This is a genomic window from Tepidibacter sp., from assembly GCF_025210165.1.
Lineage (GTDB): Bacteria > Bacillota > Clostridia > Peptostreptococcales > Peptostreptococcaceae > Tepidibacter_A.
In genome coordinates this window covers 18,609-38,361 of the sequence record NZ_JAOASI010000046.1, presented here as the reverse complement: position 1 = coordinate 38,361, position 19,753 = coordinate 18,609, and the positions used below count along the sequence as shown (strand labels likewise).

Annotated in this window: 19 protein-coding genes, 1 riboswitch and 1 other annotated feature; all 19 genes read right to left on the bottom strand. The window is 29.9% G+C overall.

Features of this window, described 5'->3' with window-relative positions:
* Positions 1-102 precede the first annotated feature (102 nt).
* The 19 genes from N4A48_RS08195 to pyrE all read right to left on the bottom strand — a co-directional run bounded on the left by N4A48_RS08195 (position 103) and on the right by pyrE (position 19,750).
* Positions 103-1,725 (bottom strand): Na/Pi cotransporter family protein, encoded by a 1,623-nt coding sequence (locus N4A48_RS08195; protein ID WP_293665396.1) that lies wholly within the window; start codon positions 1,723-1,725, stop codon positions 103-105.
* 178 nt (positions 1,726-1,903) lie between these two features.
* Positions 1,904-3,310 carry a Na+/H+ antiporter NhaC gene (gene nhaC / locus N4A48_RS08190; protein WP_293665395.1) on the bottom strand — a complete coding sequence of 469 codons (1,407 nt, stop codon included), beginning with the start codon at positions 3,308-3,310 and terminating at the stop codon, positions 1,904-1,906.
* Between the two features lie 201 nt (positions 3,311-3,511).
* Entirely contained in the window at positions 3,512-4,303 is a 792-nt protein-coding gene (locus tag N4A48_RS08185) for a hypothetical protein (protein WP_293665394.1), read from the bottom strand.
* A gap of 332 nt (positions 4,304-4,635) precedes the next feature.
* Entirely contained in the window at positions 4,636-5,250 is a 615-nt protein-coding gene (thiE, locus tag N4A48_RS08180; protein ID WP_293665393.1) for a thiamine phosphate synthase, read from the bottom strand.
* A 4-nt stretch (positions 5,251-5,254) separates the two neighbouring features.
* A complete protein-coding gene (gene thiT, locus N4A48_RS08175) occupies positions 5,255-5,920 on the bottom strand; it encodes an energy-coupled thiamine transporter ThiT (RefSeq protein ID WP_293665391.1) in 666 nt (221 codons plus the stop codon).
* Positions 5,921-5,952: 32 nt separating this feature from the next.
* On the bottom strand, positions 5,953-6,612 hold the full coding sequence (tenA, locus tag N4A48_RS08170) for a thiaminase II (RefSeq protein ID WP_293665390.1): 660 nt from the start codon (positions 6,610-6,612) through the stop codon (positions 5,953-5,955).
* Positions 6,609-7,391 (bottom strand): hydroxyethylthiazole kinase, encoded by a 783-nt coding sequence (gene thiM, locus N4A48_RS08165; RefSeq protein ID WP_293665389.1) that lies wholly within the window; start codon positions 7,389-7,391, stop codon positions 6,609-6,611. Before thiM ends, tenA begins: the two co-directional genes overlap by 4 nt.
* Positions 7,391-8,209 (bottom strand): bifunctional hydroxymethylpyrimidine kinase/phosphomethylpyrimidine kinase, encoded by an 819-nt coding sequence (gene thiD / locus N4A48_RS08160; RefSeq protein ID WP_293665388.1) that lies wholly within the window; start codon positions 8,207-8,209, stop codon positions 7,391-7,393. Before thiD ends, thiM begins: the two co-directional genes overlap by 1 nt.
* A gap of 103 nt (positions 8,210-8,312) precedes the next feature.
* A riboswitch (TPP riboswitch) is annotated at positions 8,313-8,416 on the bottom strand.
* A 36-nt stretch (positions 8,417-8,452) separates the two neighbouring features.
* Positions 8,453-8,890 carry a DUF134 domain-containing protein gene (locus N4A48_RS08155; RefSeq protein ID WP_293665387.1) on the bottom strand — a complete coding sequence of 146 codons (438 nt, stop codon included), beginning with the start codon at positions 8,888-8,890 and terminating at the stop codon, positions 8,453-8,455.
* Between the two features lie 82 nt (positions 8,891-8,972).
* Positions 8,973-9,329, bottom strand: a complete 357-nt coding sequence (locus N4A48_RS08150; protein ID WP_293665386.1) for a NifB/NifX family molybdenum-iron cluster-binding protein — start codon at positions 9,327-9,329, stop codon at positions 8,973-8,975.
* A 1-nt stretch (position 9,330) separates the two neighbouring features.
* Positions 9,331-10,182: an ATP-binding protein gene (locus N4A48_RS08145; RefSeq protein WP_293665385.1), complete on the bottom strand. Its 852-nt coding sequence runs from the start codon at positions 10,180-10,182 to the stop codon at positions 9,331-9,333.
* Positions 10,173-11,003, bottom strand: coding sequence for an ATP-binding protein (locus tag N4A48_RS08140; protein WP_293665384.1), 831 nt, complete (start codon positions 11,001-11,003; stop codon positions 10,173-10,175). Before N4A48_RS08140 ends, N4A48_RS08145 begins: the two co-directional genes overlap by 10 nt.
* A gap of 12 nt (positions 11,004-11,015) precedes the next feature.
* A complete protein-coding gene (locus tag N4A48_RS08135) occupies positions 11,016-11,381 on the bottom strand; it encodes a NifB/NifX family molybdenum-iron cluster-binding protein (RefSeq protein WP_293665383.1) in 366 nt (121 codons plus the stop codon).
* 12 nt (positions 11,382-11,393) lie between these two features.
* A complete protein-coding gene (locus tag N4A48_RS08130; RefSeq protein WP_293665381.1) occupies positions 11,394-12,221 on the bottom strand; it encodes an Mrp/NBP35 family ATP-binding protein in 828 nt (275 codons plus the stop codon).
* A gap of 162 nt (positions 12,222-12,383) precedes the next feature.
* Entirely contained in the window at positions 12,384-13,490 is a 1,107-nt protein-coding gene (locus N4A48_RS08125) for a GerAB/ArcD/ProY family transporter (RefSeq protein ID WP_293665380.1), read from the bottom strand.
* Positions 13,491-13,600: 110 nt separating this feature from the next.
* Positions 13,601-15,637: a methyl-accepting chemotaxis protein gene (locus tag N4A48_RS08120; protein ID WP_293665379.1), complete on the bottom strand. Its 2,037-nt coding sequence runs from the start codon at positions 15,635-15,637 to the stop codon at positions 13,601-13,603.
* A 476-nt stretch (positions 15,638-16,113) separates the two neighbouring features.
* A complete protein-coding gene (gene argH, locus N4A48_RS08115) occupies positions 16,114-17,433 on the bottom strand; it encodes an argininosuccinate lyase (RefSeq protein ID WP_293665378.1) in 1,320 nt (439 codons plus the stop codon).
* Complete coding sequence (locus tag N4A48_RS08110) at positions 17,434-18,657, bottom strand: argininosuccinate synthase (protein ID WP_293665497.1); 1,224 nt, start codon at positions 18,655-18,657, stop codon at positions 17,434-17,436.
* A 122-nt stretch (positions 18,658-18,779) separates the two neighbouring features.
* Positions 18,780-18,994 (bottom strand) — a binding site (T-box leader).
* Positions 18,995-19,072: 78 nt separating this feature from the next.
* The gene (gene pyrE / locus N4A48_RS08105) at positions 19,073-19,750 is read right to left on the bottom strand and encodes an orotate phosphoribosyltransferase (RefSeq protein ID WP_293665377.1); all 678 of its coding nucleotides are present in this window, start codon (positions 19,748-19,750) and stop codon (positions 19,073-19,075) included.
* Between the last annotated feature and the right edge of the window lie 3 nt (positions 19,751-19,753).

Here is a 19,753-nt window from a genome sequence, read left to right as displayed (position 1 = left end):
TTATTGGAAAGAAAGCCTAGTATAAGCTAGGTTTTTTCTTTTTTTGTTTTTTTAAAGCAAAAAAGGCTAACTTAGAAAATTCTAAGCTAGCCTTTTTATTTTTTAACTATTAGGATTTACATCGATTACATATTTAGCTATATTAGAAGCATGATCTCCTATTCTTTCCATATTACTTATTAACTCCAAAAATACTATTCCCGATTCTATATTACATTTATTGTTATTTAGTCTATATATATGATTTTTTCTATATACTTTTTCCATTTTATCTATTTCTTCTTCTATCTTCAATACACTTAAAGCTAAATCTATATCTGCATTTTTCATAGCTTCAAGTGCTGTTTTGTACGATAACATAACCTTTTCAAACATGTCTTTTATATCTTGTGTAGCACTATCAGAAAAAACTATATCATTTTCTATAACATCTACAGCAAGTTCAGCTATATTGTCAGCATGATCTCCAACTCGTTCTATATCACCTATAATATGAAATAATCCATCTACTATTTCTCTATGTTTTACAGATAAATCTTTATTTGATAGTTTCATTAAATATTCAATAAGAATTTTTTGTAACTCATTTATTTTTCTTTCTTTTTCAAAAGTTTCATCTACTTCTTTTCTAGATTTATTTAAAAGTCCATTAATAGATGATTCAAATGATATTCTAGCCTTCTTACCCATTCTTAAACTCTCTCTTACAGAATTTAAAAGAGCGATTGATGGAGTTTCAAGAATTCTATCATCTATATACTTAGTAAGCTTGTATTCTTTTTCATCTTCTTTTTCTGGTATTATAGTCATAGCAATTTTCACTATAAACATTGCAAATGGAAACTGAACTACAACATTTATAATATTAAACAAAGTATGAGCATTCGCTATTTGTCTTGTAACATCTGTAGGGTTGAACTTAGTTACAATTGCAGTTATAGGAGTACTTAGTATCAAAGCAAATATAGTAGTACCTATTATATTAAATGTTAAATGCATAATAGCTGCTCTTTTTGCATTTTTACTAGCTCCTATACTAGATAAAAGCGCAGTGACACAAGTTCCTATATTCTCTCCATATAATATAGGAAGTGCTGATGATAATGGCATTAATCCTTCAGACGCAAGAGCTAAAAGTATTCCCATAGAAGCACTACTACTTTGAACTATTACAGTAAGTCCAAATCCCATTAATATACCAAGTAAAGGATTATGTCCAAAGCTTACTAATGCATCAGTAAAAGCTTGAACCTCTCTTAAAGGCTTAACAGCATGTTTCATAAAATCCATACCTATAAATAGTATACCAAAACCAATTAATATTTCTGCAAACTTCTTGTTTCGTTCATTAGATGAAAATAAATATATTATCATACCGATTCCGACAGCAACAGGTGCTATATCAGTTAATTTAAAAGACACAAGTTGAGCTGTAATTGTAGTACCAATATTTGCTCCCATTATAACTCCTATAGCTTGAGTCAATTTCATTATCCCAGCATTAACAAATCCAACAACCATAACAGTCGTTGCACTACTACTTTGTATAACAGCAGTAACAAAAGTTCCAACTAAAACAGCCATAAATCGGTTAGTAGTTAGCATAGCTATAATCTTTTTTAATTTTTCTCCTGCTGCCTTTTGAAGTCCTGCAGCCATTAAATTCATTCCATATAGAAATAATCCTAGACCTCCAATTATTCCCATTACTATTTCTACAGCCATATTATTCCTCCTCAATTTTACAATTAAAACTTTTACTAATTTCGTCAAATAGTGACCTTCTTAATCTTATCAAAATTATATATTAATATTGTTAAATTCACGTTAAATATAAGTTAAGAAAAAGTAAAAAACTCTTGGAATAATATTTCCAAGAGTTTAATAAATGACTTAGGTAGAATTACATAACTGCTTCTTCTTCAAAGAATTCCTCATCTACATATTCTATTGTAATTCCTAAGTATCCATATACAATGGCTACTATAGGGTTAATTAAATTTAAAAATGCATACTGCATATAAGCAAATGGATGAACTCCAAGTGTTGTTGACATATACGCTCCACATGTATTCCATGGAATTAATGCAGAAGTTAAAGTTCCTGAATCCTCAAGTGTTCTAGATAGATTCTTAGGATGTAGTCCTCTTTTTCTATATGCATCTTTATACATTCTACCAGGAACAACTATAGATAAATATTGATCTCCAGTAACTAGGTTAGTGAATACACAAGATAGTACAGTAACAAGTATTAATGAACCTGTACCTTTTGCTAACTTTAATATATTAGCTGCCATGCATTCAAGCATACCTGTGCTTTCTAATATACCACCAAAGCTAAGTGCACATAATATTAATGATACAGTTCCCATCATACTATCAAGTCCACCTCTACTTAATAGCTGATCTACAACATCAACTCCAGTATTAGATACAAATCCACTTTGAGCTGCTACTAAAATTGATTCAAAATTTGCACCTTGGAACACAATAGCAAATATACCTCCTATTATAGTTCCTCCTACAAGTCCAGGTATAGCTGGTACCTTAAATATAACAAGTGCTATAACCAAAAGCGGTGGTACCAATAGCATAAGATTTATATTAAACTGATTATTTAAAGTGTTAAGTATTAAATTAATACTCTGAGAATCAACATCTCCTCCAGCATACTTCATGCCAAGCACTCCATATATAACAAGTGCTATTAAAAACGAAGGTCCAGTTGTATAAAGCATATGTCTTACATGATCAAACAATGTAGCTCCTGCCATTGCAGGTGCTAAATTAGTTGTATCAGATAAAGGAGACATTTTATCTCCAAAATAAGCACCCGATATTATAGCTCCTGCAATCATTGGTTCTGGCATTCCAAGTCCCTTACCAACACCAACAAGTGCTATACCAACAGTTCCTACAGTTGTCCAAGAAGATCCAGTTGAAAGTGCTACAACCGCACATATTATTGCTGTAGCAACCAAGAATATAGATGGTGATAATATCTGAAGTCCATAGTATATCATTGACGGAACAACACCACTTAATATCCAAGTACCTATAATAGTTCCTATTATCATAAGTATTAGTATTGCTTGCATTCCCATATTTATACTCTTTAGCATTCCGCTTTCTATTTCTTTCCAAGTATAACCTATATAAGTTGCCACAAGACCAGCAACAGCAGATGCTGCTATTAAAGGTATATGTGGAGATGCTTCAAATTTAAATACTGCTATTGCTAAAAATAATACCAATGAAAATATCGGTATAAGTGATACTCCTAACGATATACGTTTTTTTTCACTCATAATGCCCCCCTAAGTTTTTGTATACAATCTTTTATCATTATACATGTTTATTATTTTTTTGTCAACAACCGACAACTTTTCTGATTGTTTCAAATTTTTTCTTTTATATTCCAGTTCAATAAAAAAGACTCTCGCATTTGAGAGTCTTTTATATATATTAGGATCATAAGTCACTGTGTTAGGGAGTAGAGGAATTTTTTATTAAAAGTTTTGCATCATTTTTTTGTCCATTTTATTTCCTTGTCTATGTTGTCTTCTATCATTTTTATGAGTTTCTTTTATTTTATCTGCTGCATCTTGTGATATCACCTCAGCTTCTACAAGTTCCTTTAGACGTTCTCCTTTTTCTTTATGATTTTCCTTAAAATATTCTTTTCTTTCTTCTTGTGTCATATCTTTAAGTTTTTCCATTTCTACTTTTCTTTCTTCTGCTTTTTTATAACTAAATTCCATCCACTTATCAGCCTCAGCTTGAGTTATTATACCATCTTCTACTAATTTATTTAATCGTTCTTCACGTCTTTGCTTGTTCAACTCAAACTTCATTTGATGAATATTATCTCGTATTTCATCTACTCTTTCCTGAGTTAATAATCCTTTTTCAACTAACTCTGCAAATATACTGCCTTTATTTTGAGGCTTATTTTCTTTCATATATTCAAACTTTTCTTGTTTTGTCATATCCTTAGTAGCTTCTTGCATTTTAGCTCTTTTTTGTTCCTTTGAGTCCTTTAATTTATCCGCTTCTTCTTGAGTTAAAATGCCCTTTTCAACTAATGTGTTTATATCTTTTTTAATATCATGTTTCTTTTGCTTAAAGCCATGATGTTTAGAACCCATACCTTTATTCATTTGACTTCTAAAAGGTGCTTTATTTGTAGGATTTAAGTTGCTAAGTTCATTAGCAAAAGCAACTCCTGAAACAGATGATAATAATGTTCCTCCTATTAAAACTCCGCTAAGTAATTTTTTCACTCTTAAACTTGTTTTCATTTTTATTTCTCCTTTCGAATTAAGTTTTTTTATTTCTTAACTTTATTCTAAAGGAATTTTGTCACAACTTTGTTACAAGAATTTAAACCTTTTATATACTTTTTTATAACGAATAGGAAATTATATTCCTCTTTAATCTATGGATAAATATAAATTCCATTATGAGTTTCAAAAAAGTTTACATTTAAGATTCTTTTAAAGAACAAGTTTTTTATAATAAATGTATATAAAATCTATAACTGTAAATAATATAACTAATCTACTGAGGAATTAATAAGCTTTAATTAATTCCTAGATTAGCTCCATCGACGACCTCCCCCCTGTCGATGGAGCTATTTTACTCTTGATAACCACTTTTCACATTCACTCTTTATATCATTTGCTCCTAGTATTGCAGATACAACTGCATATCCTTGAATATTACATTGTTTTAATACATCTATATTATCCAGTTGAAGACCTCCAATAGTAACTATTGGAATATCAACTTCTTTTCTTATATTCTTAAGTGTTTCTATGCTCACACTCCTTGCATCAACCTTTGTAGAAGTATTAAACATAGCTCCTACACCTATATAATCTGCTCCATTTAATTTAGCTATTCTAGCTTCTTCAATATTTGCTACAGATACTCCTACTACAATATCTTTTCCTACTATAGACTTTACATAAGAAACTGCTATATCGCTTTGTCCTACATGTACTCCATCAGCATTTGATATCATAGCAATATCAACTCTATCATTTACAATAAACATAGCATTATACTTTTTAGTTAACTCTCTTAATTTAATTGCTTTTTTTAAAAATTCAGCTCCAGTTGCACACTTTTCCCTAAGCTGAATTGTCTTAGCTCCACCTTTTAATGCATCCTCTATGCATTTATAAAAATCTCTTCCTTCTAGTATTTTACTATCTGTTACTATATAAATACCATAATCCTTCATATCTTTATCCCTCTTGCTTTAGTTCTATTATGTTTTTTTCTTCATCAAATTTATCTATCATTTCTATTGTATTTTTTGTTCCATCAAATCTATTAATGATTCTTTTAATAGGAAAAACAGCTACTATAACTGTACACAATATTCCTTCCACTCCAGCACTTGATCCATTGTATATAAAAGAGTACCACCATACATTCATACCTTCAGGAGCATATTGTCCAAAATAAACAGCTCCAGATAATATATTCATACCAACACTTACAACTACAGCAAATAAGCAACCCATAAATATTTTAAATTTATTTTCTCTGCCAAATACACATGCTAGTCCAAGTCCCATAGTAGATAATACATAATCAAGTAAAAACTGTGCTGGATGAACTACAAACATCCCATTAAGCATTTTCGATAATCCAAATATAAGACCAGCTGTTAACCCAACTGTTCTTCCATATAATATTGAAAGAAGCATTACAGGTACCATTGAAAATAAACTTATTCCTCCACCTTGAGGGTATTTTATAAATTGTGTAATATAAAGAATATATGATATACCACTAAAAATACCTATCTTTATCATCGTTCTTAAATCAGGCTTATTATTTTTTAAATCCCAAAAGTACATAATTAATAATAAAATTCCACTTCCTAAAATAATACTGTTTTCCATAATATCCTCCTAAATATAAATTAAGTTTAACTTTATAAGTTCTTATATGCCATATCCCAAAATTGTAATTCATAAAGGCTCGATTTTATAAATATATCTTCAATTTTTTCTTTCTTTTCATCTGTTATATCAGCACATATATTGTCTATATAATCTATCCATGCGTCTGTAAACTCTGAATAACCCTCTGATGCATAAGTATCTATCCATGCCTTATAATAATTATCTTCTAAGCAATCTGCATACTTATCCTTTAGATACCTTCCTATATAATTGTAACTCCATGTACACGGAAGAGTTGTTGCTACTATATCTTCTAAGTCTCCAGTTAAAGCTAAAGCTTGCATATAACTTATATAAGATGTTGTAACAAGGTGCATATCCATAATTTCAATTTCTTTCTCTTTTATTCCAAACTTTTTCAAATACTCTATGTGAACTGCAGTTTCGTCCTCCATAGTTCCTTTTATTGATTTATAAAAAAATCTCATTTCGTCCATAGTTTTTGCTTTGATAACTCCCATACAGAACACCTTAGAATATTCTTTAAGGTATAAATAGTCCTGTATAAGATATCCCTTAAATTTTTCCTTAGGTAAACTTCCATTACCTATCCCCTTTACAAATGGGTGCTCTAAATACTTATCCCATATAGGTTTTACCTCTTTTAATAGATACTCTGATATTTTCATATAGTTTCAACCTTTCCAAAATCTCGTATTTTGTCTTCTGTAAGTGTGTATATATTGTCAAATAAATTCACTTTAAATGATCCAATCGCAACATCATCTTTATCAGCTAGTTCACCTGCTAATGTCATGCACAGTATTCCCATAACAGCAGCATCCATATTATTATCACTAACTCCTAAAAAACTTCCTATCAAGCTATTTATCATACATCCTGTTCCCGTAACACTCTTTAATTTAGGTGTTCCATTATGTACTTTTACAACTTTATCAGGATTAACTATAATATCTGTTTTACCAGTTATAGCTAGTGTAGTGTCCAATTTTTTGCTTATTTTCTTTAGATATTCAATATCATCACATTCCTCATGAGAATCAATGCCTTGTCCCTTGACCTCTTGTCCACCTATAAATTTTATTTCTGCCATATTTCCTTTTATAACATCAAACTTTACTTCCTCTAAAAGTTTTTTTACTATTTCTTGTCTTTTATTTGATGCAAATACTCCAACAGGATCTAATACAAGTTTTTTCCCTATTTTATTTGCATATTTAGAAGCTTTTAAAAATAAATCTAGATGGTTAGTATTCATAGTTCCTATGTTTATAACAACTGAACTTGCTATATTTATTACATCTTCTAGTTCTTCATATGAATAACTCATTAAAGGACTTGCACCTATTGCCAAAGTCATATTTGCACAATCATTTATAGTTACTTCATTAGTATAGTGCACTACTAATGGAGATACTTCCTTTACCTTGTTTATTAATTGATACACTACTCATTTCCTCCTTTGTCAAATCTATAAAAGTGATGAACAGGTCCTATTCCATGACCTATATCAAAGCTACTTTCTATAGCCTTTGTTATATATTCCTTACTGTTTTTAACTGCTTGTTTTATATCGTATCCGTGAGCTAATTGAGTAACTATAGCTGATGATAATGTACATCCTGTTCCATGAGTATTTTTTCTATCAAGTCTCTTAGATTCAAATAATTCACATACGCCTTCCCCCATTAATAAGTCAACAGCATCACCATCTAAGTGACCACCTTTAACCAATACATACTTAGGTCCAAGCTCTAATAATTTTTCAGCTGCTTTTTTCATATCTTCTAAATTTTGAATATGTATACCTGTTATTTCCTCAGCCTCCATTGTGTTAGGAGTTATAATATAAGCCATTGGTATTAAGTAATTTATAAGATTTTTTTTAGCTTCTGGTTTTAATAGAGAATATCCACTCTTTGAAATCATAACAGGGTCTATTACAAGATTCTTAACCTCGTATTTATTTAACGTATCTGCTATTTCTTTTATTATCTCAGGACTTGAAACCATACCTATCTTCAAAGCCTTTGGAGGAATATCCTCAAATATTACTTTTATTTGTTTTTTTATTATTTCTTGACTAATCTCCTCTACAGCAAATACTCCTTTAGTGTTTTGAGCTGTAATTGCTGTTATAACACTCATTCCGAAAGTTTTAAGAGCACTAAATGTCTTTAAATCAGCCTGAATGCCAGCTCCTCCAGATGAGTCAGATCCTGCTATTGTAAGTACTGGTAATCTATAATCTTTTTTATTATCCATAAAAAAACCCCCTATTCTAAAAAATCTAGGGGGGACTTTTGTATACAAATAAATTTTTCAAAAAAAATTGTATTCATAAAGAATACAATTAATATATACTAAAACCATATAATCATAACTTCCCTACGCTGGTACTAACCAAATCAGGTTTAAAGAGTTAATAAATAATATCTATTTCTCAGCCAAAAGACACCCCTAGCTTTTTATTTAATTATACATCAAATATTGTATTTTGCAAATATGTTATTTATCCTTACATAACTTTTTACATAGTCCAACCTTTTTTGTACAAGCAACTTTCTTAAGTCCACAAGAAGGACATGACGTTTTATCTTGACTATACTTTATATTATACTCGTTTCCACAATCCATACATTTAAACTTACAGTGCTTAGTAGTATAGTGTCCTCCACTTATTCTTATAGCCTTTCCTTCTGTTAATGATAACGCTACCTTCTTACGAGCACTATCTATTATATTCTGAAATGTTTGTCTAGAAACTTGCATTTTTTTTGCACATTCTTCTTGATTCAATCCTTCTATATCCTTAAGTCTCATAGCTTCAAGTTCTTCTATCTTCACTTCAACTTCTTCTATATCATATTTTTGTTTCCCAAATGGAACAAAATAATTATTTTCTGGAAAAAATTCTACTGTCCTAACCTTTGTAGGTCTTGCCATAGCTATACCTCCCTGTACTGTATATGTTTAATTATATCATTACCCACTAATTATTCAAACTATACAGGGGCATTTCATAGATTTAACCGTTACAATTTCCCTCATGTGCATGTTCTGTACATACACTATTAGTTGATTTTAAGCTTCCATCTATATAGTTTTGTACTGATTCATCAGTAAGACCACTAGCACCAACTACAACCTCTATATTATTTTCTCTAAACAAATCTTGTGCTGTAGCTCCCATACCTCCAGCTATTATAACATTAACATTTAGTTCTTTTAAAAATACAGGTAAAAATCCTGGTCTATGTCCTGGATTTTCAACAAATTCACTTTTTAAAACTTTATTACCTTCTGCTTCATATACTCTAAATCCCTCACAATGTCCAAAGTGTCCACTAACTATTTTATTATCACTCGCAACTGCTATTTTCATTTTAAATTCCTCCTAATTTTTTAATATTTAACCACATATTTTGTATGCATTTATTAGCAATACTATCTTTATATAAAGTTATTGGCTTTAACTCATTTATAGATTTAACTACAGTTTCATCGTATGGAATCTCTCCAACGAGTTTAAGATTTTCATTTTTTATAAATTCTTTTATTTTCAAACTCATTTCTTCATTTATATCGCATTTGTTTATGCATACCATAGTAAATATACCAAAGTGAGAACACAGTGAAACTACTCTAGTCAAGTCCTCAAGTCCTGATTTTGTAGGTTCTGTAACGATTAATGCCATATTAGCCCCTGTTATTGAAGATATTACAGGACATCCTATACCAGGAGAAGCATCTATTATAACTAAATCATTATTCACATTAAATTTTTTAGCATTCTTTCTTATATCTGATATTAACAGTCCTGATCCATCACTTCCTATTTCCATCTCAGCTCTTGATATTATTCCATTATCAAGCTTTGTTATAAAGGTTTGAGCAGTTTTCTCATCCTCTAATTTTATAGCATCGTGTTCACATACATGAATGCATGCTCCACATCCCTCACATGAGAATTTGTCTATATCTAAATTTTTTATAGCATTAAATCTACATATATCCTCACACTTCAAACATTCTGTGCAAGAATACTTATCTATAGTAGCTTTTTTTCCTTTAAAAAAATCTCTATTTTCAATATCTTCTCCATCATAATAAAGATATAGATTAGGGGCATCTACATCGCAATCTACCCTGACTACTTTTTCATTGATTTCACATAAAGCAGTTGCAATTGTAGTCTTTCCTGTTCCCCCCTTACCACTTAAAACTACTAATTCCATGAAAGCACCCCCTTTATACTTTGGGCTATTTCATCGAATACACTCTTATACTTGAAGTCTTCATATAAAATTTCTCCTCTTGAGTATACCTTGGCTATATCCTTGCTATAAGGAATGCTACCTATTATATCTATCTTTTCATCTTCACAGTATCTTCTAGCTATATTGTTTTCTTTATTATCTTTGTTTATAACTATTCCAAATGGTATATCAAACATTCTAACAAGTTCAACAGCCATCTTAAGATCGTGAATCCCAAACTGGGTTGGCTCTGTAACTAAAATTGCCATATCTGCATATTTTAAAGAATTTACTACATTACAAGATGTTCCTGGAGGACAGTCTATTATATTTATATCATTTTCCATACTAGATAGAACCTTTTTTATTATAGGTACTGCCATAGGCTCTCCTATATTTAAAATACCTCTAGTACATTTTATCTCTGATGTTTTACCCTCTTCTATTTTTCCAATATCTCTAAGGTTATACTTTATAGCATTAGATTTGCACACTATTTCACATGCTCCACATGAATGGCACAATTTATCAAATACCATTATTTCGTCCTTTATCTTAATTAAAGCATTGAAATTGCAGTTTTTTACACATTCACCACATCCTGTGCATTTATCATATTCTATATCAGGGTATTCAACCCAAACACTCTTTATTTTATCTATATTAGGCTGTAAAAATAAAAATCCGTTAGGCTCTTCTACATCACAGTCTATATAATTAGCATTTAATGCAAGTGATATATTCGTTGAAACGGTAGTTTTTCCTGTTCCACCTTTTCCACTAAGCACAGCTATATTCAAAATAACTCCTCCTTATACATTCATGCCATGATGAGCCTTACCAGCTACTTCTATTTCTTCAAGCTGTTCTTTATTTAGCATATCTACAGCCTCTTCAACAGAAATTTCATCACATTTATAAGCCTTTATATTAGCCTTTTTAAGTATCTTAAATGCATTAGGTCCTAAATTTCCAGTTATAATAATATCTATATTTTCATCTATAATCTGCTGTGCTGCTGAAACACCTGCACCTGAACCTGATATTTGACCTTCATTTTTTACAGCCTTTATTAGTTCTTTTTTTTCATTATATATTTGAAAGTAATTGCATCTTCCAAATCTCTTATCTAATAAAGCATCCTTCTTTTCTTCAAAAGCTGACACAGCTATATTCATATTAATACCTCCTTAATTAGTAGCTTTATTTAATATTTTACTAAATATATTTTCCATAACTTCTTTAACATCTTTATCTAAAGGCTCATCAGTATTTTTCTCAAGTCCACTTACACTTTTAACCATAGGAAGTTCTCCTAAAAGTTCAATATCCATTTTTTCCAAGAATTTATCATCTTCTTCATCACTAAATAGTCTTATTTTCTTATCACAATCAGAACATTTTATATAACTCATATTTTCAACTACACCGTATACATTTATATTCATTTGTTTCGCCATACTTACAGCTTTTGATACTATCATAGAAACCATATCCTGAGGAATAGAAACCATTACAACTCCATCTATAGGAATCGACTGCATAACAGTAAGTGCTACATCTCCTGTTCCTGGAGGCATATCTATTATTAAATAATCTAGTTCTGCCCAATATGTATCTGTCCAAAATTGCTTTACAACCCCTGCAATCATAGGTCCTCTCCATATTACAGGTTGATTTTCATCCATTAATAAATTAAGAGATAATACACTTATATTATCTTTAGTTTTAACTGGATACATAACATTATCAGATACCATAACCTTTTCTTTGCTAACACCTAAAAGCCTTGGTATACTAGGTCCTGTTATATCTGCATCAAGCACACCAACCTTATATCCTTCTTCACTCAAATGCTTTGCTATAAGTGCCGATACAGTTGACTTTCCAACTCCACCCTTACCACTCATAACTCCTATAATATTTTTTACATTGCTTAATGAATTGTATTCTAACATACATGTATCTTTATCTTTAGAACATGTTTGACTACTTGGACAAGTATTGCATTCTCCCATTTATTTCATCTCCTTGTTTTAAACTTATTGGCATATGCCACTTTTAGTATACCCTTACTTTTCATTATTGTCAAATGCCAATAATTTTTATTCATTTTATAATACCTTAGTATATAAAATAAATCCTGCACTCAATAACCAGGGTATTAGATGCAGGATTCTTTATTCATTTATTCTATTTTTAATCATTCTCTTGTGTTTTATCTCACACCCTATCCATATGATGATAGGTATAATAACGTGAAAAAATAAGTGATAATAATCTATAATTTCATCTAGCCATTGGACCATATCCATTATATCTTTAAATATAAAAACATTTAAATTGATTATATGTAATGTTACAGGTATTACCCAAAACCGATACTCTATACACCCAAAAACATGACTAAGACCTTTACATATAAGCAATGTAAATATGCCAAGCTTTAGTACTCCTCCTAATACAAACATAGTATTTGCTATTATTTCCATTCTCTGTATAAAATGCCCTATGTCCACTCTTGATGCTGTCACAGTCAATGTAAAATATTTATCTGATGATATATTACTTCCTAGTACTGCAACATTTGCTACAAATACTAAAAATATTAATATAAATCCTACCATAGTACCTACTGTATATACTTTAAAATAAGAGTTTTGTGTTTTTAATTTTGAAAATATAGCAATAAAAACAACGACTTGTGTTAAAGGAAATGAAAATACTGCAAAAGCTCCTTGTATTATTGGTTTTATACCTAAATATAAAGTAGGTCTAAGATTCTTTATATCTATATCTCCACCTGCTAATAATAGTACTATTGTTATAAATACAAAAGATATTAATATATATGAAAATAGCTCTGACCATCTTCCTATTACCTCAATTCCCTCTTTTACTAACCAAGCTGCTAAAAAAGCCTGTATGGAAGCTGGTACTATTCCTGGTGTTTGTTGCATTGTTATTATTACATAAAATTCTAAGTACTCTCTTAATATAACAGCAGCTATAATATAAGCATATGATATATATAATAATATAATTATAGTTCCTATTATCTTACCAAAGCACACTTCAACAATCTCAAATAAGTTTTTATTTGGAAATATATTATGTATTCTTATATACATACATATAACTGGTAGTGCCATAATAAGCCCTAGTATACAAGCTATCCATATATCCTGTTTAGCCTGTATTCCTCTTGTATATATAATTGCAGTTCCTGATAAAAATATTATATATATGCTTATAGCTTTTCTATCTGATATAATCTCTTTATCCATATACCCTCCCAAGTTATTATTAACTAATCTTCAACTTAATTATTATATTTCCCTAAGTTTATATTTTCTACACAAAAAAACATCTCTAACGAGATGTTTTTTAATTAAATCTATTCAACTTTAAATTTTTCAACATTTTCTTGTAGCTCTATTGCCAATTCATTTGATGTTTTAGTTAATGACATTATCTCTTGTATAGAAGCTAATTGCTCTTCTGCTGAAGAAGAAACCTCTTGTGTACTTGCCGATGTTTCTTCAGTTATTGCTGATATGTTTTGTATAGCATCAATAATAATTTCTTTATTATCAGATATATCACCACTAACTTGCCTTACTTCCATTATTTTTGATACAAGTTTTTCTAGCTTTTGCTCTATTTTTTTAAATGCATCACCTGTATTATTAATAGCTTTGTCATTACTTTGTGCCATTTGATCCACTTCATTCATTATACCTACAGCACTTACTGCCTTTATTTGTATATTGCTTATTATTTCATTTATATCTTTTGTTGCATTTCCTGTATTTTCTGCTAGTTTTCTTATTTCATCCGCAACTACAGCAAATCCTCTACCGGCTTCTCCTGCTCTAGCCGCCTCTATACTTGCATTAAGAGCTAATAAATTAGTTTGTTCTGAAATCTGAGTTATAAGTTTTGTAATACTTTCTGCATTTCCAGTCGCTGCATTTACTTCTTCGATAATATTATGCACATCTCTATTCTTCTTTTTACTATTTTCTGTTTTTTCGTATAAGTCTGTTATTATTACATTTCCTTCTTTACATATTTCATCGGTTTGAGTTGTCAAGCTTACAGCTTCATTTATAACCTCAACAGATTCATTTATTTTTTCACCTAGTTTTTCTGTGCTAATTGCAACTGATTGAGCATCATTTGCTTGATCAGTTGCACTAAGTGCTATTTGTTCAACTGATTCAGCAATAACACTCATAGCTTGACTAGATTCATTAGTAATTTCAGCCAGACTATTTGACTGACTAGTCATTGCATTTGAACTATTTTTTATTTTACTAACAAGACTATTTAATTCAGCCTTCATTGTTTCAACTGATTTAGCTATATATCCTATTTCATCATTATATTTTAATATATTTGAATCAATAGATTCTGTAAAATCTCCTTGTGCAATTTTTTGAATATGACCAGAAGTTATTTTTAATGGCTTCATAGAATACCCAATTACAAAATATAGTACTAAAGCAACTAATAAGATTATAACTAATGATAGCATGATAGAAGTTTTTATTATATCATTTTTAGCATTAGTTAAAGAGTCTAACGATAAACCTACATTAATAGAACCAATATGTTTTCCATCTTCATGAAATGGAATTTGTACATCATATGCCCAAATCCCCTTATCTTTATCAAACCATTTTTCCCCATCTGCTTTTCCATTTATAGCAGCTGATTTTGTAACATCGTTTTCATATTTTTTGCCTACAAATTCATCAGTACCAGCAATAGCTAATCCTGTTTTATCAATTTGTAAAGCATATAATATATCTTCATCCTTTGTTGATTCTATAAGTGTCTTTTGGATATTAGCATTTTTTTTGAACTCTTCTATTATATCTACAGAAACACCCGCTTGAACGAAATAACCATTGCCTAAGCTAACCCCTCCAAACTTATAAAACTTTCCATCTAGTGGATTCTCTCTGGCTTCCTCTAAATAAAAATCTGAGCTACCATCAAATACAGGATCCATAGCATGTCCAACTGGATACTCCCAACCTATATTAGCAGGAACATTAGAGTAATTTATAATTCTATCTGGACCTATAACACTTATTTCTGATATTCCTAAATCAGAAACCAGTTGAACTATCTTATCATTGGAAATATTATTAATATCCATATACTTAAGCAACGAAGAAGAGGTTATAATTTTGTCATCTATTATATCTTCTAACATATTTTCAACCTCTTTAATTCCACCTATCTCATGTTCTATCTTCTCAGCTAATTTAATACCACTTCTTGTTATTTCATCTTCTAACTTATCATTAACTGTTTTAATAGATGCAAACATAAGACTTAAAATAGAAATGAAAAATAAAGCTAAAACAATACCTATAATTTTCCATTTAAATGTGAATCTTGTTAATATCTTATTAAGCATTTATTCGGCGTTGCCAAAACCTTATAAAACTTTGTAAAGTTTATTTTATAGTGTTGCAAGTTTTGACTAACTTCCCCCTCTCTTTATTCATTTAGTATTTCTTTGGTATATTACGTTGCAACCTACGCAATATTTTTTTAATAATTCTAAAAAGTGCGGTTTTAATTAATTATATTTTAAAAAAAAATGTTTTTCAATGAAAAACATTTGTTAATTTGTAAAATCTTGCATTTTTCGCTTCCTTTTGTGTATAATAACCGAAAGTAATATGCTAAATTCATATAATAAAGCCATAGGAACTCCAAGTAAGATTTGAGATATTACATCTAGAGGAGTAAGGATGCTATTATAAATACCGAAAGTAGATACTGCTAGCCTTTCTTGGCTATTTACTGAAAAAAATATTTTTCATACAAAAAAATTGTTATTTGGATTATACGTCTTTATTTTTAATGTATTTAATAATATGTTTATCTTTAAATTAATATTTCCTTCTTAATTCCTTTTTTAAGGATATTCTCATAATCTATAAATTCATATACAGATTCATCAAATAAGTCGCTAAATTTTTTAAATTCATCAATGCTCATATCCTCTATAGCTATTGATTTTTTTTCGCAGTATAATACTATCTTTCCAACAACTTTATGAGAATCTCTAAAAGCCATTCCGTTATCTACCAGATAATCAGCAACCTCTGTTGCATTTAAAAATCCATGTTTTACAGCTTTAATCATATTTTCTTTATTAACTGTAAGAGTATCTATCATATTAGCCATAATCTTTAAACAACTAAGTATTGTTTTTGTTGAATCAAAAAATACTTCCTTATCTTCTTGCATATCCTTATTGTATGCAAGTGGTAGACCTTTCATAGTTGTAAGTATAGATATTAAACTTCCATATACCCTTCCAGTTTTTCCTCTTATAAGCTCTGCTGCATCTGGATTTTTCTTTTGAGGCATTATACTACTTCCAGTTGAATATTCATCACTTATTTTAATAAATTCAAATTCCTTAGAACTAAAAAGTATTATTTCTTCGCTAAGTCTGCTAAGGTGCATCATGGCTATACTCATATTAGATGTAATCTCTATAATATAATCTCTATCACTTACACCATCTAAGAAATTATCAACAGGTTTATCAAAATTAAGCAAATCAGATGTATACTCTCTATCTATATTATAAGTTGTTCCAGCAAAAGCACAACATCCAAGCGGGCTCTCATTCATTAAACTTAAAGAATTTATCATTCTTTTTTTATCTCTTTTAAACATATTATAATAAGCCATTAAATGATATTTAAATGTCACTATTTGTGCTCTTTGAAGATGAGTGTATCCTGGCATTATATAATTATTTTTCTCAGCTTTATCTTTTATAATATCTAGAAGATATTGTATGCTATCTACTATTTCTAATACTTTTTTCTTTGTGTACATTTTCATATCTACAGCAACTTGGTCATTTCTACTTCTAGCTGTATGAAGTTTTTTACCTACATCTCCTACTTTTTTTACAAGATTTATCTCTACAAAGCTGTGTATATCCTCATAGTTTCCTTCTATTTTAAGTATTCCTTCTTCTATTTCTTTTAATATTTCATTTAATCCTCTAATCAAAATATCAGCTTCACTTTTTGTTAATATATTACATTTAAAAAGCATATTAACATGTGTTATACTTCCACTTATATCTTCAAAATACATGACCTTATCGAATTCCAATGAAGAATTGAAGTCCTCCATAAGCTTACTTTCTTCAGTTTTAAAACGTCCTCCCCAAAGCTTCATCTAGACGCCACCTACCTCACTTTTAATGTTGTTTTTCATATTTGACTTTATTTTGAATGGTAAGCTAAATAAGTTTATAAATCCTTCTGCATCCTTATGATCATACATATCACTATCTTCAAATGATGATATTGATTCATCATATAGTGCAAAAGGAGATTTCATCCCAGCTATCATAATATTTCCTTTATAAAGTTTTAATTTTACACTTCCAGTAACAGTCTTTTGTGTTGAATCAACAAAACCATCTAAGCTTTCTTTTAATGTTGAGAACCATAATCCATCATATACAAGTTGTGAATATTTATGAGCTATTATCTGCTTGTATTGAAGTGTATCTCTATCCAGTGTTAAATATTCAAGTTCTTTGTGTGCATTAAATAATATTGTTCCACCTGGTGTTTCATATACTCCTCTTGATTTCATGCCTACTAATCTGTTCTCTAGCAAGTCTATAACTCCTATTCCATTTTCTCCACCTATTTTATTTAAATAAGATATTATTTCAACAGGAGACATTTCTTCATCATTTATCTTCTTAGGTATTCCCTCTTCAAAATATATTTCAATATAGCTCGCTTTATCTTTAACTTTATCAAGCGGCGTTGTCATCATGTATATATCATCAGGATTATGCTCATTCTCTGGATTTTCAAGTTCTCCGCCTTCATGGCTTATATGGAATATATTTTGATCTCTTGAATATATTTTTTCTTTTGTTGCAGTAACCTCTACACCCTTTGATTTTGCATAATCTATAGCATCTTCTCTTGATTTTATATCCCATATTCTCCACGGTGCTATTATCTTAATACTAGGATCAACCGCAGCAATTCCAACCTCAAATCTTACTTGGTCATTTCCTTTTCCTGTACATCCATGACAAATATACTTAGCCCCCTCTTTATGAGCAACCTCAACCAACTTCTTAGCCATAAGAGGTCTTGCAAAGCTTGTTCCTAAAAGATACTTATTTTCATATATAGCTCCAGCCTTTATTCCCTTGTATATATACTCCGATACAAATTCTTCTTTACAATCCTCAATATATGCTTTTGCTGCCCCTGATTTTATAGCCTTTACCTCAACTTCACTCATATCCTCATCTTGACCTACATCAACACAAACTGCTATTATCTCTGCATTATAGTTTTCCTTAAGCCAAGGTATTATTATAGAAGTGTCCAAACCTCCTGAATATGCTAAAACAACTTTTTCCTTAATATTCTCTTTCATAAATAGATTCCTCCTCAAAATTTTTAATAGATTATTTTAATTTGGTATCTAGCTAGACATATTTTTATTTGCGCGCGCTTTTTTTATATTAAAAAACTCTCGTCTCTTAAATAAGAGACGAGAGTAAAATTCCCGTGCTACCACTCTTGTTGATATAGTTTCATATCCACTCATTATCCTTTAACGATAGGTCCGAATCTTCATACTGCTATTTCAGAAGATCTCCTCCGTGGCTCTTGTTCAATATAACTATGTTGCTGAACTCACACCTACTTCAGCTCGCTGAAACAATCATTATACCTACTCTCCACTTCTTAGGATTTACATATTCTATTTTATTAGACTAGATTATACTGTCTTTAATCTAGTATGTCAACAGAAAAAATAAATTTTATATCAAAACTTATTTTTCAACTCCATAGATCTTATAATAATCTTCAATTCTTGACTTCATATCATCGTCTATAATAACTTGCCCATTAATTTCTTTATTATGCAGATATTTTACAACCTCATTCATGTCAACTATTGCACACGTCTTCATGTTATAAGTATCCTTTATATCATCAAGTGCTGATTTTTCACATGTTCCTCTTTCCATTCTATTAACAGATATAATAAGTCCTACAACATCTACATCCTTATCATTTTTAAGTATTGGCATAGTCTCTCTTATACTTGTTCCAGCTGTTGTAACGTCTTCTATTATAAGAATTTTATCCTTATCCTTTAACTTTGTTCCAAGAAGAATGCCTTTATCTCCATGATCTTTTATTTCTTTTCTATTAGAACAGTATCTAACATTCATATCGTATTTTGAATTTAAAGATATAGAAGTTGTAACACAAAGAGGTATACCCTTGTAAGCTGGACCAAACAGTACATCTATATCTTCATCAAAGTTTTCTTTTATAGCTTTTGCATAAAAATCTCCTAATTTACTAAGCTGTTCTCCAGTTTGATAATTTCCTGTATTTACGAAAAAAGGAGTTTTTCTTCCACTTTTAGTTACAAAATCTCCAAATGTCAAAACATTACACTCAACCATAAACTCTATAAATTCTTGTTTGTACTTTTTCATATT